The 21,282-nt window shown below is 71.0% G+C and carries 22 protein-coding genes; 6 read left to right on the top strand and 16 right to left on the bottom strand.

What is annotated here, in order from left to right; translation table 11 throughout:
* Nucleotides 1-12: 12 nt before the first annotated feature.
* The 3 genes from BN39_RS16805 (at nucleotide 13) to BN39_RS16795 (ending at nucleotide 2,502) form a co-directional block, all read left to right on the top strand.
* Nucleotides 13-1,368 carry an MFS transporter gene (locus tag BN39_RS16805; RefSeq protein WP_019203607.1) on the top strand — a complete coding sequence of 452 codons (1,356 nt, stop codon included), beginning with the start codon at nucleotides 13-15 and terminating at the stop codon, nucleotides 1,366-1,368.
* 113 nt (nucleotides 1,369-1,481) lie between these two features.
* Nucleotides 1,482-1,856, top strand: a complete 375-nt coding sequence (locus BN39_RS16800; protein ID WP_019203606.1) for a RidA family protein — start codon at nucleotides 1,482-1,484, stop codon at nucleotides 1,854-1,856.
* Nucleotides 1,857-1,926: 70 nt separating this feature from the next.
* Nucleotides 1,927-2,502, top strand: a complete 576-nt coding sequence (locus tag BN39_RS16795) for a MarR family winged helix-turn-helix transcriptional regulator (RefSeq protein ID WP_019203605.1) — start codon at nucleotides 1,927-1,929, stop codon at nucleotides 2,500-2,502.
* Nucleotides 2,503-2,517: 15 nt separating this feature from the next.
* Here the strand turns inward: BN39_RS16795 and BN39_RS16790 are convergent, their stop codons facing one another.
* The 12 genes from BN39_RS16790 to BN39_RS16735 all read right to left on the bottom strand — a co-directional run bounded on the left by BN39_RS16790 (nucleotide 2,518) and on the right by BN39_RS16735 (nucleotide 14,668).
* A complete protein-coding gene (locus BN39_RS16790) occupies nucleotides 2,518-3,546 on the bottom strand; it encodes an aromatic ring-hydroxylating dioxygenase subunit alpha (RefSeq protein ID WP_019203604.1) in 1,029 nt (342 codons plus the stop codon).
* A gap of 3 nt (nucleotides 3,547-3,549) precedes the next feature.
* A complete protein-coding gene (locus tag BN39_RS16785) occupies nucleotides 3,550-3,780 on the bottom strand; it encodes a recombinase-like helix-turn-helix domain-containing protein (protein ID WP_019203603.1) in 231 nt (76 codons plus the stop codon).
* A gap of 41 nt (nucleotides 3,781-3,821) precedes the next feature.
* On the bottom strand, nucleotides 3,822-4,778 hold the full coding sequence (locus BN39_RS16780) for a PDR/VanB family oxidoreductase (protein ID WP_019203602.1): 957 nt from the start codon (nucleotides 4,776-4,778) through the stop codon (nucleotides 3,822-3,824).
* A 69-nt stretch (nucleotides 4,779-4,847) separates the two neighbouring features.
* Nucleotides 4,848-6,485: a thiamine pyrophosphate-binding protein gene (locus tag BN39_RS16775; protein WP_019203601.1), complete on the bottom strand. Its 1,638-nt coding sequence runs from the start codon at nucleotides 6,483-6,485 to the stop codon at nucleotides 4,848-4,850.
* A 44-nt stretch (nucleotides 6,486-6,529) separates the two neighbouring features.
* Nucleotides 6,530-7,312, bottom strand: coding sequence for an SDR family oxidoreductase (locus BN39_RS16770; RefSeq protein ID WP_019203600.1), 783 nt, complete (start codon nucleotides 7,310-7,312; stop codon nucleotides 6,530-6,532).
* A gap of 34 nt (nucleotides 7,313-7,346) precedes the next feature.
* Nucleotides 7,347-8,132 carry an SDR family oxidoreductase gene (locus BN39_RS16765; RefSeq protein WP_019203599.1) on the bottom strand — a complete coding sequence of 262 codons (786 nt, stop codon included), beginning with the start codon at nucleotides 8,130-8,132 and terminating at the stop codon, nucleotides 7,347-7,349.
* Nucleotides 8,133-8,134: 2 nt separating this feature from the next.
* Entirely contained in the window at nucleotides 8,135-8,656 is a 522-nt protein-coding gene (locus BN39_RS16760; protein ID WP_019203598.1) for a cupin domain-containing protein, read from the bottom strand.
* Nucleotides 8,657-8,711: 55 nt separating this feature from the next.
* On the bottom strand, nucleotides 8,712-9,491 hold the full coding sequence (locus tag BN39_RS16755) for an alpha/beta fold hydrolase (RefSeq protein WP_040768560.1): 780 nt from the start codon (nucleotides 9,489-9,491) through the stop codon (nucleotides 8,712-8,714).
* The gene (locus tag BN39_RS16750) at nucleotides 9,488-10,444 is read right to left on the bottom strand and encodes a VOC family protein (protein ID WP_019203596.1); all 957 of its coding nucleotides are present in this window, start codon (nucleotides 10,442-10,444) and stop codon (nucleotides 9,488-9,490) included. The genes BN39_RS16755 and BN39_RS16750 overlap by 4 nt, the downstream gene beginning before the upstream one ends.
* A gap of 79 nt (nucleotides 10,445-10,523) precedes the next feature.
* Nucleotides 10,524-12,047 (bottom strand): aldehyde dehydrogenase family protein, encoded by a 1,524-nt coding sequence (locus tag BN39_RS16745; protein ID WP_019203595.1) that lies wholly within the window; start codon nucleotides 12,045-12,047, stop codon nucleotides 10,524-10,526.
* Nucleotides 12,044-13,411 carry an MFS transporter gene (locus BN39_RS16740; protein WP_040768158.1) on the bottom strand — a complete coding sequence of 456 codons (1,368 nt, stop codon included), beginning with the start codon at nucleotides 13,409-13,411 and terminating at the stop codon, nucleotides 12,044-12,046. Before BN39_RS16740 ends, BN39_RS16745 begins: the two co-directional genes overlap by 4 nt.
* Nucleotides 13,412-13,867: 456 nt before the next feature.
* On the bottom strand, nucleotides 13,868-14,668 hold the full coding sequence (locus BN39_RS16735; RefSeq protein ID WP_019203592.1) for a hypothetical protein: 801 nt from the start codon (nucleotides 14,666-14,668) through the stop codon (nucleotides 13,868-13,870).
* Between the two features lie 101 nt (nucleotides 14,669-14,769).
* Between BN39_RS16735 and BN39_RS16730 the strand changes: the two genes are divergently transcribed.
* A complete protein-coding gene (locus tag BN39_RS16730; protein ID WP_019203591.1) occupies nucleotides 14,770-15,393 on the top strand; it encodes a TetR/AcrR family transcriptional regulator in 624 nt (207 codons plus the stop codon).
* 1 nt (nucleotide 15,394) lies between these two features.
* On the opposite strand, the gene BN39_RS16725 is transcribed toward BN39_RS16730, so the two are convergent.
* Nucleotides 15,395-16,147 (bottom strand): isocitrate lyase/phosphoenolpyruvate mutase family protein, encoded by a 753-nt coding sequence (locus tag BN39_RS16725; RefSeq protein WP_019203590.1) that lies wholly within the window; start codon nucleotides 16,145-16,147, stop codon nucleotides 15,395-15,397.
* Between the two features lie 76 nt (nucleotides 16,148-16,223).
* Between BN39_RS16725 and BN39_RS16720 the strand changes: the two genes are divergently transcribed.
* On the top strand, nucleotides 16,224-18,212 hold the full coding sequence (locus BN39_RS16720) for an ABC transporter ATP-binding protein (protein ID WP_019203589.1): 1,989 nt from the start codon (nucleotides 16,224-16,226) through the stop codon (nucleotides 18,210-18,212).
* Entirely contained in the window at nucleotides 18,209-18,970 is a 762-nt protein-coding gene (locus BN39_RS16715) for an energy-coupling factor transporter transmembrane protein EcfT (protein WP_019203588.1), read from the top strand. Before BN39_RS16720 ends, BN39_RS16715 begins: the two co-directional genes overlap by 4 nt.
* Before the next feature lie 58 nt (nucleotides 18,971-19,028).
* Here the strand turns inward: BN39_RS16715 and BN39_RS16710 are convergent, their stop codons facing one another.
* From BN39_RS16710 to ectA, 3 genes are read right to left on the bottom strand one after another with little or no spacing between them, the layout of a single operon-like run.
* Complete coding sequence (locus BN39_RS16710; protein ID WP_019203587.1) at nucleotides 19,029-19,421, bottom strand: ectoine synthase; 393 nt, start codon at nucleotides 19,419-19,421, stop codon at nucleotides 19,029-19,031.
* Entirely contained in the window at nucleotides 19,418-20,716 is a 1,299-nt protein-coding gene (gene ectB / locus BN39_RS16705; RefSeq protein ID WP_019203586.1) for a diaminobutyrate--2-oxoglutarate transaminase, read from the bottom strand. Before ectB ends, BN39_RS16710 begins: the two co-directional genes overlap by 4 nt.
* Before the next feature lie 31 nt (nucleotides 20,717-20,747).
* Nucleotides 20,748-21,278, bottom strand: coding sequence for a diaminobutyrate acetyltransferase (ectA, locus tag BN39_RS16700; protein WP_019203585.1), 531 nt, complete (start codon nucleotides 21,276-21,278; stop codon nucleotides 20,748-20,750).
* Between the last annotated feature and the right edge of the window lie 4 nt (nucleotides 21,279-21,282).

The following is a 21,282-nucleotide window of genomic DNA, read 5'->3' as shown; positions in this document are numbered from 1 at the left end:
CGGGAGAATCGAATGACCGAACCGATCACCGCGGCCCCGGTGTCGTCCAGGGCCGCCACGCGCCGCGCGGTGTGGAACACGCTGCGCGGCAGTTCGGGCAACCTGGTCGAGTGGTACGACGTTTACGTCTACACCGTGTTCGCCACGTACTTCGAGAGCCAGTTCTTCGACAAGGCCGACAAGAACTCGACGATCTACGTCTACGCGATCTTCGCCGTCACCTTCGTCATGCGGCCGGTCGGTTCGTGGTTCTTCGGCCGTTTCGCGGATCGGCGTGGGCGCCGCGCCGCGCTCACCATGAGCGTCTCCCTGATGGCGGCGTGCTCGTTCGTCATCGCGATCGTGCCGGGCAGGGAGACGATCGGCGTGGCGGCGGCGGTCATCCTCATCCTGTGCCGCCTGGTGCAGGGCTTCGCCACCGGCGGCGAGTACGGCACGTCCGCGACGTACATGTCCGAGGCGGCGACCCGGGAACGGCGCGGCTTCTTCTCGTCCTTCCAGTACGTCACGCTCGTCGGCGGCCACGTGCTGGCGCAGTTCACGCTGCTGGTGCTGCTCTCGTTCTTCAGTAAGGATGAGGTGTCCGACTTCGGTTGGCGCATCGCCTTCTTCCTCGGGGGCATCGCCGCGATCGTGGTCTTCTGGCTGCGGCGGACGATGGACGAATCGCTGTCGGAGGAGCAGCTGGCGGCCGTTCGCGACGGGGAGGACACCTCGTCGGGCACGATGCGCGAGCTGCTCGGTGGCTACTGGCGCCAGCTGCTGCTGTGCTTCCTCATCACGATGGGCGGCACACTGGCGTTCTACGTGTACAGCGTGAACGCGCCGGCGATCGTCAAGACCGCGTTCAAGGACGAGGCGATGGCGGCCACCTGGGTCAACCTGGTCGGCCTCGTCTTCCTCATGGTGATCCAGCCGGTGGGCGGGATGATCAGCGACAAGGTCGGCCGGAAACCGATGCTGGTGTTCTTCGGCGTCGGCGGCACGATCTACACGTACTTCCTCATCACCTTCCTGCCGGACATCCACGTCGCGATCGCGTCGCTGTCGATGCTGTGCATCGGTTACGTGATCATCACCGGGTACACCTCGATCAACGCCCTGGTGAAGGCCGAGCTGTTCCCCTCGCACATCCGCGCGCTCGGCGTGGGAATCGGTTACGCACTGGCGAATTCGATCTTCGGCGGCACTGCTCCGCTGATCTACCAGGCGGCGAAGAGCTCCGGCCACGTGCCGTGGTTCATCGCCTATGTCACGGTGACGATCTTCATCTCGCTGCTCGTCTACGTCTTCTGCCTGCGCAACAAGTCCGAGACGTTCCTCGACCGGGAGCGGGGCTCGGCCTTCGTGCCCGACGGGGCTCGGTAGCGCCGGTGCCGGCCCGCGCGGCCGCGGGGCGATCCCGCGCTGCGCAAATATTGAGTCCATAACTATTAAGCGATAAACTGTTTCTCGTAGTCCACGAGTAGGAGATCGCCACCATGACCGCCGAGACGCCGTTCAGCGCACCGTCCGCCCATCCGTACAGCCCGGCCGTCGTCGCCGGGAACCTCGCTTTCGTGTCCGGGGCGCTGTCCGTGGACACCGAGGGGAGGGCGGTGGAAGGGCGCACCGAGGCGCTGGACGCCGCCGTCGACAGGATGACGGAACGCCTGGCCACAGTGGGTGGCTCGCTCTCCGACGTGGTCAAGCTGACGTACTATGTGACCGATGTCAGCCTGCGTGCTGACGCGAACACGCAGTTCGAGAGGCTGTTCGCCGAGCCGCGGCCTGCGCGCACCTTCCTCGAGGTGTCCGGCCTGCCGTACGGCGCGACGGTCGAGATCGACGCGATCGCCTCCGTCCCCAGCGCGTAGCGGCGTCCCGGACGGACGAAGGTGGTATTGCTGTAGCCGAGCGCGGTGCGCGGCAGGAGGGGACAGGACGATGGGCGACAGACGACCCGGGACGGCGTCGGCCGGGCGGTCGCGCGCCCGCAGGGAACCCGACACCGTCGACTTCGCGACCGCGCAGTGGGCGGAGAACTGGCCCGATCTGGACGTGTCGCCGCTCGCCGTGCTCGGCCGCCTGCATCGCACCTACCTGTTGTACTCGCAACAGCTCAACGACGTTTTCGAGAAGCACGGGATCAACCTGGCGTCCTTCGACGTGCTCGCCACCCTGCGCAGGTCGGGCCCGCCCTATCAGATGGCCTCGCGGGAACTGGCGCTCGCCTCGCTGGTGAGCACCGGCGGGGTGACGCTGCGCGTCGACCGGCTGGAGGCGGCCGGCCTGGTCGAGCGGGAGCGCGACAGGGACGACAGGCGCGTCGTGTACGTGCGGCTCACCGACGCCGGCCTGGAGAAGATCCACACCGTGGCGCGCGAGCACTTCGCGAACGAGGCCCGGCTGCTCGAGGGGCTGAGCGCGGCGGAGCGCTCCAGCCTGGGCGAACTGCTGTCCACGCTGGAGCGCTCGATCGTGGCGGCCGGCGGTGCGGAGCCGGAGTCCGACTCCGCGTGATCCGCCGGCGCCCCGTCATCCGATGAGGGCCTTGGCCTGTGCCTGCGCCTTGCCCTTGAACAGTCGACGCAGCCGCACGATCCCCAGGTCGTGCTGGTAGAGGTTCTCCGCGGAGTCCGCGTCGGCGGCCATCGCCTCCAGCATCACCCTGTCCTGCTCGAGGACCACCCAGTGGTCGGCCTCGAGTCGCGTGCGGTAGAGGAATCGCCACACGTCCCGCTCCCAGCCCTGCACCCGGCGGTACCGCCAGAAGAAGACCGCCGTGCGCTCCTCGTCGATCGGGGTGCCCATACCGACGATGCCGAAGTCGCCGCCCGGTCCCGCCGACGGCGGGTACGGGATCGAGAGGTCCACCCAGTCGGCGCCGGTGTGGCAGTACTCGACCCAGTCGAAGTTCTTACCGCGCTGGTCCGTCTTCTCGAAGAAGAAGCCCCGATCGGTCTCGCGGATCCGGAACCGGGCCGACGATTCACCGCCCGACATCGAGTGCGACTCCGCGTGCAGGTACGCGCCGTGCATGGGGTCCAGCAGGTTCTCCAGGGTGTACCGCCACGGGGTGTTCCACTCGGCGTAGCACAGGAAGCTCTCGACCTCGGGGTCGGCGAGCGGGTCCGGCACCTCGAACGGGGCCGTCTCCGACTCGCGGTCGGCGGGCAGGAACGCCATGATCGCGCCCGCGACCTCGCGGACGGGGAGGCTGGTCACCAGGTCCTGGCCCTCGAGCGGGCATCCCGGCATGCCGGGGACCGCGACCACCGTGCCGTCGCCGTCCACCTGGACGCCGTGGTACTTGCACTGCACCCGGTCTCCGAGGTGCATGCCCTGCGAGAGCGGGGCGCCGCGGTGCGGGCACCGGTCCGCGAGCATCCGCACGGCGCCGTCGGACCGGCGGAACAGCAACCAGTCGCGGCCCCACCGGGTGATCCGGCGCATGCCGCCCCGCTCGACGAAGGTCGACGGGCAGATCGCGTACCACTGATCACGCAGACCGGTGGCGAGGATCCGCTCGGCGTCGAGGCCCTTCTCGGTGTAGTAGTTCGCCATGATCTACGCTCCCTTCACACTCATCTCGGCGGTGAACGATTCACCGGTCCAAGGGTTTCCGTCCGGGGCGTGGATGCCCATGCCGTTGAGCCCGGAGACCACGGCGTCGAGCGCGTGCGCTCCCGAGGCGAAGATCTCCCGGAGCGCGCCCGCGAGCTTGTCGTCGTACGGCGTGTTCGGCGCCGTCCGGGCCTGGTCCGGTTCCAGGTATTGGCTGTCGTCGGTGTGGATCATCTCTCTCGTTCTCCAGTTCTGATGGGCTGCGGGTTCGGACGTCAGATGTCGAGTACCAGTTCGTCGGACAGGGAGCGGGAGACGCACAGCATCATGGTGTCGCCGGTCTCCTGCTCCGCCGCCGAGAGGATCGAGTCGCGGTGGTCGGGGGTGCCGCACAGCACGCGGGTCTCGCAGCTTCCGCAGATACCGTCGCGGCACGAGTTCGGCACGTCGATGCCCACTCCTTCGAGGGACTCCATGATCGACGTGCCGGGGGCGACGGTGACCGACATCTCGGACTGCTCGCACACGACCGTGAACTCGGTGTCGCCGGCGTCGTCACCGGCCTCGCGGGGCGCGGCCTTGAAGCGCTCCAGCTGGATCGCGCCGCCGGGCCAGCCGGCGCCCTGCTCCTCGACCGCGGCGAGAAGCCCCTCCGGACCACAGGCGTAGACCAGGGTGTCCGGGCGGGCCTCGCCGAGAAGCGTTTCCAGGTCGAGGATCCCGCAGGTGTCCTGCGGCACCAGGTGCACCCGGTCCCCGTACTCGGCGAGTTCGCCGAGGAAGGCCATGCTCGCGTGGGAGCGTCCGCCGTAGTGCAGCTCCCAATCGGCGCCCCGGCGCTCCGCTTCGCGGACCATCGCGAGGATCGGCGTGATGCCGATACCGCCGGCCAGGAACAGGTAACGCGGCGACTCCTGGAGGTCGAAGTTGTTGCGCGGACCGGCCACCGGCACGGTCTGTCCGGGCCGCAGGCTCTCGTGGACGTAGCGCGAGCCGCCGTGGCCGGCCTCCTCGCGCAGGACGGCGACCCGGTACCGGGTCTTGTCGTCGGGGTCGCCGCACAGCGAGTACTGGCGGATCAGGCCCGACCCGAGGTGAAGGTCGACGTGTGCGCCGGGATCCCAGGACGGGAGCGACGCGCCGTCGGCCTGCTCCAGGAGGAGCGAGACCACGTGCTGTGACTCCCAGCGGATCTGGCGGACCAGCAGGTCGAGTGTCTCCGGTGCGTTCATGTGCTTCTGCCTTCGTGATGCGTGATGGTGGCGGTGGCTGTGGCTGTGGCTGTGGGGCCCGGCGCGGTGTCAGGCCTTGCCCGGTACCGAGACCGGCGGGGTGAACGGCGCGGGCATCTCCCCGTAGCTCGCCAGGTCGACCTCGACGAGGACGGGACGGCGGCGGGACGCCGCGTCGCGCAGCACGTCCCGCGCCTCCGCGGCACCGCCGATGCGGAGGTACTCGATGCCCAGGGCCGCGGTCAGGCCCGCGAAGTCGGGAGTGGCGAGGTCGACGCCGTAGGGGCGCTGGCCGAGGCTCTCCTGCATGTTCCGCAGCACCCCGTAGCCGCGGTCGTTGAACACCAGCAGCACCAGCCAGGGCTGCTCCTGGGCGAGCGTCATCAGCTCGCCGAAGTGCACGGCGAGCCCGCCGTCGCCGACGATGCCCAGGGTGGGCCGGGTCTCGTCGGCCACGGCGGCACCCAGGGCCATGCCGAGGCCCTGGCCGATGCCGCCGCCGCGGGGGAAGACGTTGGTCCGCGGGTCGTGGATGGGGAGGAGCCGGTTGCCCCACGAGCTCGACGCGATGGTCACGTCGCGGGCGATCACGGCGTCCGCCGGGAACACCTCGGCGATCGCGTCCGGCAGCTCGGCGTGCGGCCCCAGGCCGGCGCGCTGTCGGGTGCGCGCCTCGAGGCGGGTATCGCGGCCGCGCGCCGTCCATTCCGGATCGACGGTGGGCGCGGCGCCGGGCTCGTCGAGAAGCGCCCGGAGGGCTGCGGAGGTGTCGGCGACGACGCCCGCCGTGGCCGGGTAGACCCTGCCGACGGCGCGCGGATCGACGTCCACCTGGATGTGCTCGGCGGGCACGGGCATGGTGTAGTCGCCGGTCTCGTTGGAGCGGAAGTGCGTTCCGAGACTGATCAGCAGATCCGATTCGGCGAGCAGCGCGCGGCCCAGGGGCGAGTTGGCGTAGTTGCCGATGCAGAGCTCGTTGTCCTCGTCGACCGCCCCGCGGCCCGAGTTGCTGGTGAGCAGCGGGATTCCCCACCGCTGCACCATCTCCGTGAGCTCTGCTCCGGCGCGCGCCGCGCCGCCGCCGGCCCAGATCACCGGGCGGCGTGCTGCCCGCAGGAGCGCGGCCGCCGCACGGAGTTCGGGCGCCGCCGGCTCCGGTGCGGCGGCCCGGGCGGGCGGCGCCTCCGGCTCGGGCGACTGGGCCGCGTACTGCAGGTCGATCGGCCACTCGATGCTGACGGGGCCGCCCGGGGCGGCCAGTGCCCGGGAGATGCCGTCACGCAACTGCTTCGCGGCGTTCGCGGGGTCGAGGATGGTCTCCGCGTGGTGCGAGACGGCGGTCAGCATGCCCAGCTGGTCCTTGGTCTCATGGATGAAGCCCCGGCCCGAGCCGAGGTGTGCGCTGTCGATGTTCCCGGTCACGTGCAGCACGGACGTTCCCGCACTGAGGGATTCGATGAGCGCCCCTGCCGCGTTGCCCGCGCCCGTACCGGTGCTGGTGAGGGCGCATCCGAGGCCGCCGGTGGCGCGCGCGTAGCCGTCGGCGGCGTTCACGGCGGAGGCCTCGTGCCGCACCGGAACGAAGCGCAGGTCCCGGCTCACCGCCTCCACCAGGGGCTGGTTGTGGACGCTGACGATGCCGAAGACGGTGTCGACACCGGCCTCGCGCAGCACCTGGACGAGAAGGTCGCCGCCGTTCGGGTTCATCGTTGATATCTCCTGTTACTGAGGGCTGGTGGGGGAGCGGTGGGTCATACGTAGCGGGCGACGCCGCCGTCGACCTCGACGGTGGTGCCGGTGACGTACGAGGACAGAGGGGACAACAGCATCGCGATGATCGGGGCCACCTCATCGGCGCGGCCGAACCGGCCGAGTCCGATGCCGCGGTCGGCGGCGATCTCGGCCTCCCACTCGGCGAACGAGTGCGAGGTCACCTCCGCCTCGTAGCGGCGGCGCCACTGCCCGGTGTCCACGAGGCCGAGCGCCACCGAGTTGACCCGGATGCCTTCGGCGGCGAGTTCCAAGGACATCGACTTGGAGAGGTTGAGCAGGCCGGCCCGTGCCGCGCTGGTGGTCACCAGGCGCGGTTCGGGCTGCCGGGCGAGGACGGCGTTGATGTTCACCACGGACGGCGCCGTCGACCGCCGCAGGAGCGGCAGGGCGGCCTCGACGGTGTTGAGTACGCCCGCGAACTTGAGGTCGAGTTCGTCCCGCCAGTCGTCGAGGGTGACCTGCTCGCGCGGCTTCATCCGGGATCCGCCGGCGTTGTTGACGAGGCCGTCGAGGCCGCCGAACCTGTCGGCGGCCGCGGCGACCAGCCGGTCGACCGATGCCCGGTCCCGCACGTCCGCGGCGCCGGTGAGAAGCCGGTCCGTGCCCGCCCCGCCGTCGTGGACCGCGGCGAGGCGATCGGCATCGCGGGCGCAGGTGGCCACGTTGGCGCCCTCCGCCAGGAGCACGCGCACGGTCGCCAGGCCGATGCCCGAGCTTCCGCCGGTCACCAGGTAGGTGCGGCCGCTGAGGGTCAGGTCCACGTCGGTTCCTCGTTTTCGTTGTGACGGTTGATGTTCAGTGGAAGACGAATCCGCCGTCGACCACGAGCTGTTGCCCGGTGATGTATCCGGCCTCGTCGCCGAGCAGGAACGAAACCGCTCCCACCAGGTCTTCGGGCCGCTGATCGCGGGTGAGGGCCCGGTTGTCGCGGTAGAGGCGATGCCGGTGCTCGGGGACGAGTTCGGCGGACTCGGATTCGGTCAGCCCCGGTGCCACGGTGTTGACGGTGATCGCGTGCGGCCCGAGGTCCCGCGCCATCGCGCGGGTGAGGGCGGAGAGCCCTCCCTTGGAGGCGATGTAGTGGCACAGGCGGCCGGAGCCGTAGAGCGCCGCGTCCGAGCCGATGTTGACGATCCGGCCCGCGCCGCCGGCGAGCAGCTGCGGGATCACGGCCCGGCTCACCAGGAAGCTGCCGCGGAGGTTCACGTCGAGAACGCGGTCCCACTCGGAGACCTCGAGCTCGTGCACCGCCTTGCCGCCGACCCCGTCGGCGAGGGCCGCGTTGTTGACCAGTCCGTACAGCGGCCCACCGGATTCCGCGGCCTCGCGGGCGACCGTCTCGGCCATCGTCGCCACCGAATCCTCGCTGCGCAGATCGACCGGGACGAAGCGCGCCTCGGCCCCGTCCGCGCGGAGTTCGGCGACGGCGGCCTCGCCCCAGTCCGTGCGGACGTCGGCGAGCCAGAGCGCCGCCCCTGCGCGTGCCAGGCGTCCGGCGATGGCGCGGCCCAGGCCGCGGCCGGCGCCGGTCACGAGGACGCGGCGGCCGGCCAGCGGCCGTGCGGGATCGGGTGCGGTCATGTCTAGTCCCGGGTGACGCCGTGCATGGCGGAGGTCTCGGGGTACGTCGGCAGCTGCGGCTTCTGCGTGCCGATGATGACGCAGAACAGGGCGTCGGTGTCGCCGGTGTTCTTCAGGCTGCGGGGTACCCCGGCAGGCACCACGATCATGTCGCGGTAGCCGAGTACGCGCGTGACGACCTCGCCGTCTCGATGCACGCCCACCTCGACCTGCCCCTCGAGCACGAAGAAGGCCTCCTCCACGTCGTGGTGAGTGTGCTCGGGGCCCTCGCCTCCGGGCGGGAGCAACATGTTGGAGAAGGTGAAGCCGCGCGACGGGATGGTCCGCGAATCGGCCGCGTGGTCGCCGGTGGCGCCGGACCCGACGTAGCGGATCTGCGCGCGGCGGAACTGGTCCCCGGCCTTGGCCTGGAAGCCCAGGGTGTCCCAGTCCTCGTGGCGGCTGTCCTTGGTGAGGATCAGGGAGTCGGTGTACTCGGTGAGATCCTGCTCCAGGTAGTCGATCGGTGCGCTCGCGGTGGTCATGGTGTTTCCTCCTCGGTGTGGTGTTCTCTGTGGGTTCGTCGGTGCCGACACGGTGTCAGCGGGTCATGAGGCGCTCGGTGATCTGGACGAAGGATTCGATCCAGGCGTTGAAGGCCTCGGGCTGTTCCTGATTGGCGAGGTGCCCGGCGCCCCGCACGGTGACGAACACCGCGTCGGGGATCCCGCCCGCCAGGATCTGGCTCGCGTCCCTCCCCGTCACGCGGTCCTCGTCGCCGCACAGCACGAGGGTCGGTGCGGTGATCCGGGGGAGGTCCGCGGTGTGGTCCGTCGCAGCGAGAGCCTCCGCCGCCCACCGGTATCCGGGGAGGCGGACGGACTCCGCCATCCGCGCCGCCGCGGTGGCCACGGCGTCCTCGGAGGCGCCGGGAGCCAGGAGCCGCCGGGCGCGGCGCTCCGCGAATCGCTGCGCGCCGAGCTCGTCGAGTTCGGCGCCGCGGGCGCGCATCGCGTCCGCCTTCTCCGCGGTGACGCCGGATCCGACGAGCGAGTCACCGAGCATCAGGCTGCGAACCAGGTGCGGGTACTTGAGTGCGAGACCGATGGCGATGGTCCCGCCCCAGGACATCCCGAGGACGTGCGCGCCGCCCTCGCCGGCGTGTTCGGTGAGGACCTGCGCCGCGGCGTCGACGTAGCCGTCCGCGCCGGGAGCGTCGCCGGGATCCGCGCTGCGCGCGTAGCCCGGTGCGTCCCAGGCGATCAGGCGGAGCCCGTGGATACCGCGGAACTGCTCGGCGAAGCTGTCGGCGGAGCCGCCGATGCCGTGCAGCATCAGCAGCGCGGGCCCGGTCCCCGCCGCGTCGACGTGGACGGTCATCGCGCGGGCTCCGGTGCGGGGATCGCGGAACCGGCGGCGTCGACGCGCCCGGCGCACGGTCCGGGGTCGGGGATGCCGGCCATGTGGGTGCGCACGTCCTTCGACGGCGGCCCCGCGGTGCCCCACGTGTCGGACAGCTCCGGTACGCGCCGCCACACCCGGCAGAGCCACGCGTCCTCGTCGACCTGCGCGATCCCGGACGTGTACTCGCACACCAGGCCCGCGGGGTCGGCGAAGTACGAGAAGGTGTTGTCGCCCGGCCCGTGGCGGCCCGGGCCCCACAGCGGCGTGATGCCGTGGTGCCGGAGCCGGCCGATGCCGCGCATGAAGTGGTCGACGGTGGGCATCTGATAGGCGACGTGGTTGACGGACGTCCACTGGGCCTGATTGAACGCGATGCTGTGATGGTCGGAGTTGCAGCGCAGGAACGCCATCTGGTGCTCGGACCAGTCGGAGACCCGCATGCCGAGGACGTCGGTGTAGAACGCGACGGCGGCATCGATGTCCACGGTGTTGAGCACGACGTGCGTGACCCCGACGGGCACGGCGTCGTCGGCGCCCCGCTTGGTGACGGCCAGCGTGTCCGCGGACAGCTCGATCAGTCGCCCCTCGGGGTCCACGAAGCGGAGTCCGTACCCGCCGCCCACCTGGTCGAGCGGTCCGGGGCCGAACAGGACGGGCATGCTCCGCTGCTCGAGCCGTCGGGCGGCCTCGTCGACCTCCCGCGGGGTGGCCACGGCGAAGGCGATGCGGCCCAGCCCGTTCCGATCCGCGTCGGACAGCTGGAGAACATGGTGCTGTTGGCCCGTGCCGCGGAGCCACGACGCGCCGTCTTCGCGCTCGACGACCCGCAGGCCCCAGACGTTCTCGTAGAAGTCGGTCGAATCGCCGACGGTGGGCACGCGCAGTTCCACGGACCGCAGGCTGCGGAGGTGTGCGATCGGTTGGCTCATGGCGATCCCTCTCATGATTGCTTAGCGCTAAGGTGATTTCTGGGCATGGGAGGCCCTTTCGATGCGTGACGGGCGGCGGCTAGTCGGCCCAGGGGTTGGGCTCGGTCCCGAGCCCCAGGTACACGGACTTCTGCCGGGAGTAGGCGGCGATACCGGCGCGCCCCTTCTCCACGCCGAGCCCGCTCTCCTTGACCCCGCCGAACGGCGTCGAGATGCTGAACTGCTTGTAGGTGTTCACCCAGACGGTGCCCGCCTGCAGACGGCGGGCGAGCCGCCACGCGCGGCGGTAGTCCGCCGTCCACACGCCGGCGGCCAGGCCGAACACGGTGTCGTTCGCCTGCGCGATGAGGTCCTCCTCGTCGGTGAACGGCAGCGCGATCAGCACGGGCCCGAAGATCTCCTCCTGGCACACCCGGGCCGAATTGGGCAGTCCGTCGATCACGGTGGGCAGGTAGTAGGCGCCGGCGGCGAGCTCGGGGTCGTCCGGAACGGCTCCGCCGCACAGGATCCGGCCGCCCTCGGACCGGGCCAGGTCGACGTATCGCGCCACGTCGCCTCGGTGGCGCGGGTGTACGAGCGGCCCGACCTGCGTGCGAGGATCGGTACCGGGGCCGACCCGCAGCGCCCGGGCGCGGCGCACCAACCGGTCGACGAACTCCTCGTACAGGCGGTCCGCGACGAAGAGCCGGGACCCCGCGATACAGCTCTGGCCGCTCGACGAGAAGATCCCGTACAGCACGCCGTTGACCGCGACGTCCAGGTCCGCATCGTCGAGGACGATGGTGGGAGACTTACCGCCGAGCTCCAGCGACACCGGCATGAGCTTCTCGGCAGCCTCGTGCGCGAGAGCACGCCCGGTGCCGGTGCCTCCGGTGAACGTCACCTTGCCCACGCCGGGATGCCGGACGATCGCGTCGCCGACCACGGAGCCCCGCCCCGGGAGGACGGACAGCAGGCCGTCGGGGAGTCCGCTCTCCTGAATGATCCGCGCGAGCGCCAGCGAGACCAGCGGGGTCCAGGCCGCGGGCTTGAGCACGACGGCGTTCCCGGCGGCCAGCGCCGGCGCGATCTTCTGGGCGTCGCTGGCGATCGGTGAGTTCCACGGCGTGATGGCACCGACGACGCCGATCGGCTCCCAGAGGCTCATCGTGAGGTACTCGCCGCGCGGCGCCGTGAGATCCGCGTCGGACGTCTCCAGCGCGGCGGCGAAGTACCGGAAGGTGCCGGCCGCACTCGCCACCAGCGCCGAGGTCTCCGCGAGGGTCTTGCCGGTGTTCGCGGTCTGCAGGGCGGCGAGCCGGGGAGCGTTCTCCTCGATCGCGTCCGCGATCCGGACCAGGTACCGGGCGCGCTGGTGGGGGAGCAGGTCTCGCCACTCCGGCGCCGCCGCCGCGCGGTGCCCGGCCGCGACGGCCGCGTCGACGTCGTCGACGGTGGCGTGTGAAACGGTCTGCAGCACTGCGCCGGTCGCGGGATCGAGCACCTCGGACGTGCCGCCGTCGCCGGTGATCCAGCGGCCTCCGACGAGGATCTCGTCGGGCACCGGCCGGAACTGCGCCGGGGCGTGCTCGTGGGCCTGATGTGTGGTGGTGGTGACGGTCATCGGTTGATCTCCTCCAGGCTGCGCTCCTTGGTCTCGATGCCGAACAGGGCCACGATCAGGCAGCCGACCAGGGCCACCACACCGAACACCGTGAACAGCAGGCTCAGCGAGTTGTTGCCGAGCTCGAGCACCTGGCCGACCACGATCGGCCCGAGAATGATGCCGATCCGCGCGGCCGCGCCGCCGATCGCGCTGCCCTGTGCGCGCACCGCCGTCGGGAACAGCTCGGCGGTCCACACGTACAGGGTCATGTTCACCGCGAAGATGAACAGGGCTGCGGGGGCCACCCACATCACGACGCCGGCCGCGCTCCCCGTGCCGACGAGCGCGAGGAGGAACAGGAACACCGCCGCGAGGGCGAGCGCACCGGCGATGCAGATCCGGCGTCCCAGGCGGTCCACCAGCAGAGCGACGGCGACACAGCCGATCAGGCCCGCGACGGACGTGATCACGGTGTAGTGCAGGGCCGTCGACTCGTCGACCTTGTAGACGCGGGTGAACAGGGTGGGGAGCCAGGACGCGATCCCGTAGTTGACGAAGTACGCGGTGGACCACGCGGCGCACAGCATCAGAGTGCGGTGCAGGTAGCGGCGGCTGAACAGGACCAGGAAGCTGCTCCGCACCACGGACTCGGCGGGAGGATCCGGGTCGTACGCGGGGAGCTCGCCGAACTGCTTCGCGACCTTCGCCTCGATCCGTTCCAGGCTCCGGACCGCGTCGTCGATCCGGCCGCGGGAGGCCAGCCAGCGGGGCGACTCCTCCAGGCGCAGGAGCGAGGGCACCAGCAGCAGCGGGATCGCGCCCATCGCGAACAGCACCTCGTAGCCCCATCGGGGGACGACGAACGACGAGACCAGGGCGGACGCGACCAGGCCGACGGGGAAGATGGTCTCGTACAGGAGGACGAATCGGCCGCGGCCGTGCGCCCGCGTGATTTCGCCGATGTAGCTCGCGGCGACCGGAACCTCGGCGCCGAGTCCCACGCCCTGGATGAACCGGAACACCATGAACCACTCGAGGTCGCCGGTGAGGGCCATCGCGATGCTGAGCGCCGAGTACAGCACGAGTGAGCCGATGATGACCGGCAGCCGGCCGAAGCGGTCCGCGCACCACCCGCCCAGCAGGGCGCCGAACAGCATGCCGATGCCGCCGATGGCGATCAACCACGCGATCGCGCCCGAGCCCAGGTGCCACTGCGCCGCGAGCTGCGGCATCGAGTAGGCGATCATGAGCTGGTCGAAACCGTCGAAGAAGGTGACGGCTCCCACGAGAACGCGGGCCTTGATGTGCCAGCGACCGCGGGGCAGCCGCTCCATCCGGGCGCCGATCACTTCAGCGCGAACCGGAGTTGCAATGGTACTCATCGATTGAGGGCTCCTCGGGGCTGGTGGAGCGTGAGCAATTATCTAAGCGCTCAACTACTTACCCCAAAGATGTAAGCGCGGTCACAGCGCTGTGTCAAGTGTGATCCTCGCATTTGCGGGTCTGATCGCCTCATGGTGCGGGAATGAATCGTGCGCCGACGGCGGCCGCGGGGCGGGTTTCGCTCGAACATCCGCTGCGCGTGGCGGATCGGGCCCGATCATGTTGCGATCGCAGGGTGGAGGAGGTGGTGGTGCCTGTTGGGTGCCGGGTGGTCCGCTCGATGTGCGATCGCACGAACGGCGCCGTCGCCCAGCGTATCCGGGCCCTGTGCGGCACGGCGGTGGACGCCCGTCGCTTCCGGTAGGGGTTGAAACCGTTGGTCTGCAATAGAATTCGATCGCATGACGGCTACGATCCGGCTGATCCGGTCTTCCCGGCGTCCCCTCGGTGGCGGATCAGGACGGGCGCGACGCGCCCGTCTCGCGCGCGTACGAGGCGAGCCAGTTGCCGAATTCGACGGCCAGGTGCCACTCGTGCTGCCGGAGCATCCAGGGAGGCGTGGTCGCGGGGAACTCCACCGTGAGCAGTGCCTCGAGGGTGCCGTCGCGATCGCGGAACTGGTGCCGCACCCCGCCGATGCGGGTGCCGTCGTCGAGGACGGCCTCCCCGGCGATCTGGACCGGGTATCGAGGGTCGGGCGGCGTGGCGAGGCGGTCCGTCCGCGCGTAGTCGACGAGGAATCGGGTGGCGACCGGCGATCCGCCCGTGGTCTCCACGACCTCCTGCCGGCCGTCCGGCAGCGCTCGGAGCAGGTAGTGGTCGGGGCATGCCCGCACCATCACGTCCTCGCGGTTCGACGCGACGAGGTCGTCGAACCAGGTGTCGATCCCGTCCGCCGACGGGCCCCGGGCCTCGAGTCGGGTGACGGAGAACGCGGACCGCCCGCGACTCGCGGCGACGGCCACGCGCGCGGTCGCCTCGGACGCCGCGAGGTCGGGGCGCAGCAGGGCGTACACCCCCGCGTGCCCGAGCCGGGCCTTCATCGCGGTCAGCGCCGCACGCTGCACATCGACCGGATCGGCGCGCAGTTCGCCGAGGGCTCGGCCGGCGAGGAGCTCGCCCATCGCACGCCGCCCCAACCGCGTCGCCAGCGTGCGCATCACGGCGCGCGCCCGCCGTTCCTCCCAGCGCCGGACGTCGTCGGCGGCGACCCGGCGGCCCTGGATGAAGGTGCGGACGTCGATCGGGTCGGTCATGGCGCTCTCCGTGCAGCCGAGAATGTTAACGCTATGAATAGTAGCGATAATCTCGATTGCTGCCTAGCCCCGTCGACACCCGGCGGGGTATGAATACCGGTATGGACGGCGGCGGAGGCGATGCTGTGGGCGGGGCCGCGGGGCCGCAGCGCAGGCGCACCGGTGGACGGTCCGCGCGGGTGCGCGAGGCGGTGCTCGCCGCTGCGCTGGCGCAGGTCGCCGAGCGCGGCATGGAGGGGCTGCGGATCGCCGAGGTCGCGGCGCGCGCGGGGGTCGCGGAGACGACCGTGTACCGGCGCTGGCCCACGTCGACGGCGCTCGTCGCGGACGCCGTCACCGAGCTGGCCGCGCGGGAGAATCCGCTGCCGGACACGGGAACGCTCCGGGGCGACCTCGTGTGCGTGGCGGAGCAGATCGCCCGGCTGCTCGACGGCCCGGGGATCGTCAGGCTGCTCGGCACGACCCTCGCCCTGGCCGTCGATCCCGAGGTGGCGGGGGCCCGTCGCCGGTTCTGGGAGGCGCGGTTCGCCGCCACCGCGCCCGTGATCGAGCGGGCCGTTGGCCGCGGCGAGTTGCCGCCCGGGGCCGAGCCCAGGGCGATTCTCGAGGCGGTGGCCGCGCCGCTGTACTTCCGGGTGTTGGTGGGGGAGCGCGTCCCCGACCGGGAGGCGGTCGAGCGGTGCGTGGACGACGCCCTCACGCTCCACGGCGGGCCGCGCGGCTGACTCAGCGCCAGCGCGCGAGGAGCTCCTTCGAGCGCTCGGTGAGATCCATCTGCCAGATCGGCCCGAAGCTGATCCGGCCGGCACCGGCGGCGGCGAGGCTCGCCAGATCCCCCGTGGCCGGGTTCGCGATGGCGTTCACCGGGAGCGGCAGGCCGTCGGCGAGGCGGCGCAGCGTGGCGTCGTCGTGGAAGCCGACCGGGTACAGGGAGTCCGCACCGGCGTCGGCGCACAGCCGCATCCGCTCGATAGCGCGGTCCACCCGGTCTGCCTCGTCGCCCACCTGGTTCTTGAAGAGGTCGGTGCGGGCGTTGATCACCACGTGCACCCCCGCCGCGTCGGCCGCGGCGCGGAGCGCGGCCACCAGGTCGGCGTGCTCCTGGGCGTCGCGGAATCGGCCGCCCTCGGAGTGGACAGTGTCCTCGATGTTCAGGCCCACCGCGCCGGCCTTGAGCAGACCGTCGATCAGCCGGTCCGCGGGCAGGCCGTAACCCGATTCGATGTCCACCGAGATCGGCACGTCCACGGCCGCGGTGATCTGGGCGACGCGGGTCATCGCCTCGTCGTACGACATGCCCTCCCCGTCGGGCCTGCCGATCGAATCGGCCATGGGGTGGGATCCGACGGTGAGGGCGGCGAAGCCGGCCGAGACCGCGGTGCGCGCGGACCAGGCGTCCCAGGTGGTGGGGAGGACGACGGGATCGCCCTTGCGGTGGAGGGATTTCAGTGCGGTGGCCAGATCGGCGAGCGACGTCATGCTCCCATTCTGGCCCTCGGGTGCGGATTTCTCATCCGCTCCGAACGGGTGATCGGTCAATGGATAATCTGCTGTGATGAACGAACGACGTTCCGGACCCCTCCGCCCCGTCGAGCTCGCTCACGCCGCGACGACCGCCGCCCTCATGGGCGCGATCGCCGTCCTGTCGATGGTGGTTCCGGGTGCGGTCGTGTTCGCCTGGGCCGGAGCCGTTCCCATGGGTGTGCTCTCCTACTACCACCGCGCCCGCGCGGCCGTCGCCACAGCGGTGGCGTCCGGTGTCATCGCGTTCATGATGGCGGGATTCGGCGGACTCGTCTCCGCGTGGACCTGCGTGTACATGGGGGTCATCTGCGGTCAGGTCCGCCGCCGCGGGCGCGGCCGGGGCACGATGCTCGGCGTGGCTGCGGCGTGGGGTGTGGTCGTCGCGTCCGTCGTCCTCGCGTTCCTCGCCGCGCTGCCCGGGATCCGGAACCTGGTGATCGGCGTGTTCGCCGCGAACGTGCACGGGCTCGGGGCGCTCCTCGAGCCGGTCCCGTTCCTCGCCGGAGCCGGTCGGGCGCTGCACGGGCTCGCCGACTTCGGCCTGGAACGCTGGCCCGTGTTCGTCTGGGTGTCGGTCTGGCTCATCGTGATCTTCGGTTGCTCCTTCGCCTGGCGGATCCTGACGCCGGTGCTGCGCCGCGTGCGGGCCACGAGCGCGGCGCCCCGGGACCTGTTCCCGGACACCGTCGAAACAGGGGCGCCGCGCCCCCTCCCGCTGGAGTTCCGCGACGTCGACTACCGCTATCCCGGCGCCGATCGGGACACCCTGTCGGCCGTGTCCTTCACCGTGGCGCCCGGCGAGCACCTCGCGGTGACGGGGGCGAACGGGACCGGGAAGTCGACGCTCATGCGGGTGCTCGCGGGCGCGGAACCCACCGGCGGTTCCGTGCTCCGACCCGGTCCGGTGGGGCTGGGACGAGTGGGCGGGACGGCGCTGGTACTGCAGCACGCCGACAGTCAGGTCCTGGGGATACGCGTCGCCGACGACGTGGTGTGGGGGCTGCCGGCGGACCACGCCGTGGACGTCGACGGGATGCTGCGGGAAGTGGGGCTGGACGGCATGGGGGACAGGGACACCGGGGCGCTCTCCGGCGGCGAGGCGCAGCGCCTCGCGGTCGCGGCGGCCCTCGCCCGCGAGCCGGCGTTGATCGTCACCGACGAGGTGACCACGATGGTGGACCGGGACGGTCGCGACGCCGTGCTCGGGCTGCTGGGCGGGCTCACCCGCCACCACGACCTGGGGCTGGTGAACATCACGCACTACCCGGAGGAGGCTGCCGGGGCCGACCGCGTCGTCGACCTCGGTGCCGCGCCGCGAGCGGTGAGGCCCGTCGAGACCGGGTCGCCCACGCGCCCGCCACTCGGCGACACCGTGCTGTCGCTCCGTGCTGCGTGCTTCGAGTACGACGCGGGAACCCCGTGGCGGCGAACGGCTCTGCGCGGAGTGGACCTGGACGTGCGGCAGGGGGAGGCGGTGCTGCTCTGCGGAGGCAACGGCTCGGGGAAGTCGACGCTCGCATGGGTGATGGCGGGCCTGCTCGCACCGACCGCCGGCAGCTGCTTCCTGGACGGCCGACCCGTCTCGGAGTGCGTGGGTTCCGTCGCGCTGGCGCTGCAGGCGGCGCGATTGCAGCTCATGCGCGGCACGGCGGGCGCGGCCCTCGCCGCCCTCGCCGGCTACCGCGAGGACGACGGGCGGGCGATCGAGGCGGCGCTCGCCGCCGTGGGGCTCCCCGCCGCTACCGCATCGCGGCTCGTGGACCGCCTGAGCGGCGGCCAATTGCGTCGCGTGGCCCTCGCCGGCCTGCTCGCCCGCGACCCGCGGGTGGTCATCCTCGACGAACCCCTCGCGGGGCTCGATCTCGACTCCCAGCGCGAGCTCATCGAGCTCCTCGTCGGTGTCCGCGACGGCGGGCGCACGCTGATCGTGATCTCCCACGACGTGGACCACCTCGACCGACTCTGCGACCGCACCGTGCACCTCGAACGCGGTGTCGTCGACCGGGAGGAGGTCGCGTGAGCGCGCTCGTACTGCGCCGGCTGCCCGGCGAGTCGTACCTGCACCGCCTGTGGGCGGGGACCAAGCTGCTCGCGGTCGTCGCGGTGTCGATCGTGCTCACCGTCGACCCCGGGTGGCCGGTCGTGGCGCTGTTCGCCGGGTTGCTCCTGGCCGCGGCCGCCGCCGCGCGGATCCCGTTGTCCTGCATCCCCTCCGTGCCGCGATGGCTGCTCGTGGTGTTCCTCGTCGGCGGCAGCCTGTTGGTGGCGAGCGGCGGCGATCCCGTCGTCTCGCTGGGGCCGCTGTCGGTCGGCCTGGGCGGCCTGCTCGGCCTCGCGCGCGCCACGCTCCTGGGGTTGGTGCTCGTGGGTGCGGGTGCGCTCATCGCCTGGACCACCGACCCCGGCGACGTGGCGCCCGCGCTCGCCCGGCTCGGAGCACCGCTCCGGCGGCTCGGCGCCCCCGTCGACGAGTGGGCGGTCGCCGTGGCGCTCGCACTGCGTACGTTCCCGCTCATCCTCGACGAGTTCCGCACGCTGGCCGCGGCACGCCGCCTGCAGCCGCCGGCCGCCGTGAAGCGCTCGCGCCGTGCGGAGTCGGTGGACCTGTCCGTGGCGGCGATGGTGGTCGCGCTGCGCCGCGCGACCGAGATGGGGGAGGCGATCGCCGCCCGCGGCGGGACCGGACGCATCGCCGCCCGGCCGGGCGGCCCCGGTCGCCTCGATGCGGCGGCGGCGTTCGTGGTGCTCGTGGCCTGCGTCGTGGCACTCGCCCTGTAGAGACGGCGATGCCCGACGGTGCCGGGCACCGTCGGGCATCGCCGGAAGCGACTGGGGCTCAGTCCGGTACGGCCACCAGGGGGTACACGCCGTTCTCGTCGTGCACCTCGGTGCCGACCACCGGCGGGTTGAACACGCACAGCATGCGCATCTGCGTCCTCGTGGTCACGGTGTGCCGCTCGTTCCCGTCCAGCAGGTACATCGTGCCCGGCGCGAGCGGGTACTCGATGCCCGTCTCGCGGTCGAGGAGCGTGCCCTCGCCCTCCACGAGCCACACGGCCTCGACGTGGTTGGCGTAGTGGAACTCGTTCACCGAGCCCGCCTCGATGGTGGTCTCGTGGAACGAGAAGCCCACCTTGTCGCCGCCGAGCACGATGCGCTTGCTGCGCCAATGGCCGGCGGCCACGTCCCGGTCGGTGCCGGTGATCTCATCGGTCGTACGGACGATCATGCGGACAGCACCTTCCGGGTAGCGGTGGCGAGGATGTCGAGGCCCAGATCCAGGTCCGAGTCGCTGATGGTCAGCGGCGGCAGCAGCTTGACCACCTCGTCGGACGGGCCCGAGGTCTCGGCGAGCAGGCCCTGCTCGTAAGCGGCCGCGCACACCTCGTTGGCGCGCTCGGCGTCCTCGAACACCAGGCCCTGCACCATGCCGCGACCGCGGTGGCTCAGCTGGCCGGGGAACTCCGCCGCGAGCTCGTCGAAGCGCTTCTCGATGTGGGCGCCCTTGCGGAGGGTCTCCTTCTCGAGGGTGTCGTCCGACCAGAACTCGTCGATGGCGTGCTTGGCCGTCACGAACGACGGGTTGTTGCCGCGGAACGTGCCGTTGTGCTCGCCGGGCGACCACACGTCGAGCTCGGGCTTCATCAGCGTCAGGGCCATCGGCATGCCGTAGCCGCCGATCGACTTCGACAGCGTGACGATGTCCGGCTGGATCCCGGCGGCCTCGAACGAGAAGAACGGGCCGGTACGGCCGCAACCCATCTGGACGTCGTCGACGATGAGCAGCATGTCGTGGCGCTCGCACAGCTCGGCGAGGGCGCGAAGCCATTCCGGGCGTGCGACGTTCACGCCGCCCTCGCCCTGCACGGTCTCGACGATCACGCCGGCGGGCTTGTTCAGGCCCGAGCCGGAGTCGGCGAGCACGGCCTCGAACCACTGGAAGTCCGGTGCGACGCCGTCGAAGTAGTTGTCGAACGGCATCGGCGTGGCGTGCACCAGCGGGATGCCGGCGCCACCGCGCTTCATCGAGTTACCGGTCACCGACAGCGCGCCCAGCGTCATGCCGTGGAACGCGTTGGTGAAGTTGATGATCGACTCGCGGCCCTTCACCTTGCGGGCGAGCTTCAGAGCCGCCTCCACGGTGTTGGTGCCGGTCGGGCCGGGGAACTGGACCTTGTAGTCCAGGCCGCGCGGCTTGAGGATCTTGTCCTCGAAGGTCTGCAGGAAGTCACCCTTGGCCACGGTGGACATGTCCAACGAGTGGGTGATGTGCCCCTCGGAGATGTAGTCGACCAGAGCCTGCTTGAGCTTCGGATGGTTGTGCCCGTAGTTCAGGGCGCCGGCGCCCGCGAAGAAGTCGAGGTACCGGTTTCCCTCACGATCGACGACCCACGATCCCTCGGCCCGGTCGAATACGGCGGGCCATCCGCGGGAGTAGCTGCGTACCTGCGACTCGCGCGTGGTGAAGATCGAGGGCTGCTCGAAATCGGCAGTGCTGGGGTGGTCTTCGGTAAGGGCGGACATGTGATCCTCCTTGTCGGGCCCTGCTGCGTCGTCAGGCTGGGTCGATGACATACAGCTGCTCGGGCTCGTGGGGGTCGGATTCGGTAGGGGAGATGTGATGCGAGGCGAACAGGTCGTGCACCACGAGGGTGGAACCGCGTCGCTTCGCGACGGAGCCGAACAGCTCCTGGGACGCCGTGTTGGATGCGGTGATCGTGGTCTCCAGGCGATTGACGCCCTCCACCGCTAGACGGTCCAACAGGTCGATGAGCATCCGGGATGCGATGCCGTGGCCGCGATGTGCGGCGTCCACCGCCACCTGCCATACGAACAGGGTGTCCGGGCGTTCCGGACGGCGGTACCCGGTGACGAAGCCTGCCACCGCGCCGTCGCGCTCGGCGACGATGGTGGTGGCGGCGAAATCGCGACACCACAGGGTGTACGCGTACGTCGAATTGAGGTCGAGAACCTCCGTGTCCCTCGCGATCTCCCACAGTCTGATTCCGTCCTCGACGGACGGTAGACGGGTGGTGACCTCCGTCGGGGCGGGGGTTGCGGGATTGCTCTGGTGAGACTGGCTCATCGCT

It is taken from the genome of Tsukamurella sp. 1534 (assembly GCF_000312385.1).
GTDB lineage: Bacteria > Actinomycetota > Actinomycetes > Mycobacteriales > Mycobacteriaceae > Tsukamurella.
Note: the sequence above shows the minus strand (reverse complement) of the source record. Positions and strands in the feature narration are given on the sequence as shown.

Coding starts and splice junctions, on each gene's coding strand:
- ectA (WP_019203585.1), bottom strand. CDS start 21,278: ATGAGCCAGTCTCACCAGAGCAATCCCGCAACCCCCGCCCCGACGGAG.
- BN39_RS16710 (WP_019203587.1), bottom strand. CDS start 19,421: ATGATCGTCCGTACGACCGATGAGATCACCGGCACCGACCGGGACGTG.
- BN39_RS16775 (WP_019203601.1), bottom strand. CDS start 6,485: ATGAACCCGAACGGCGGCGACCTTCTCGTCCAGGTGCTGCGCGAGGCC.
- ectB (WP_019203586.1), bottom strand. CDS start 20,716: ATGTCCGCCCTTACCGAAGACCACCCCAGCACTGCCGATTTCGAGCAG.
- BN39_RS16805 (WP_019203607.1), top strand. CDS start 13: ATGACCGAACCGATCACCGCGGCCCCGGTGTCGTCCAGGGCCGCCACG.
- BN39_RS16765 (WP_019203599.1), bottom strand. CDS start 8,132: ATGACCGCACCCGATCCCGCACGGCCGCTGGCCGGCCGCCGCGTCCTC.
- BN39_RS16740 (WP_040768158.1), bottom strand. CDS start 13,411: ATGAGTACCATTGCAACTCCGGTTCGCGCTGAAGTGATCGGCGCCCGG.
- BN39_RS16730 (WP_019203591.1), top strand. CDS start 14,770: ATGGACGGCGGCGGAGGCGATGCTGTGGGCGGGGCCGCGGGGCCGCAG.
- BN39_RS16780 (WP_019203602.1), bottom strand. CDS start 4,778: ATGAACGCACCGGAGACACTCGACCTGCTGGTCCGCCAGATCCGCTGG.
- BN39_RS16735 (WP_019203592.1), bottom strand. CDS start 14,668: ATGACCGACCCGATCGACGTCCGCACCTTCATCCAGGGCCGCCGGGTC.
- BN39_RS16785 (WP_019203603.1), bottom strand. CDS start 3,780: ATGATCCACACCGACGACAGCCAATACCTGGAACCGGACCAGGCCCGG.
- BN39_RS16790 (WP_019203604.1), bottom strand. CDS start 3,546: ATGGCGAACTACTACACCGAGAAGGGCCTCGACGCCGAGCGGATCCTC.
- BN39_RS16745 (WP_019203595.1), bottom strand. CDS start 12,047: ATGACCGTCACCACCACCACACATCAGGCCCACGAGCACGCCCCGGCG.
- BN39_RS16800 (WP_019203606.1), top strand. CDS start 1,482: ATGACCGCCGAGACGCCGTTCAGCGCACCGTCCGCCCATCCGTACAGC.
- BN39_RS16725 (WP_019203590.1), bottom strand. CDS start 16,147: ATGACGTCGCTCGCCGATCTGGCCACCGCACTGAAATCCCTCCACCGC.
- BN39_RS16720 (WP_019203589.1), top strand. CDS start 16,224: ATGAACGAACGACGTTCCGGACCCCTCCGCCCCGTCGAGCTCGCTCAC.
- BN39_RS16750 (WP_019203596.1), bottom strand. CDS start 10,444: ATGAGCCAACCGATCGCACACCTCCGCAGCCTGCGGTCCGTGGAACTG.
- BN39_RS16795 (WP_019203605.1), top strand. CDS start 1,927: ATGGGCGACAGACGACCCGGGACGGCGTCGGCCGGGCGGTCGCGCGCC.
- BN39_RS16760 (WP_019203598.1), bottom strand. CDS start 8,656: ATGACCACCGCGAGCGCACCGATCGACTACCTGGAGCAGGATCTCACC.
- BN39_RS16755 (WP_040768560.1), bottom strand. CDS start 9,491: ATGACCGTCCACGTCGACGCGGCGGGGACCGGGCCCGCGCTGCTGATG.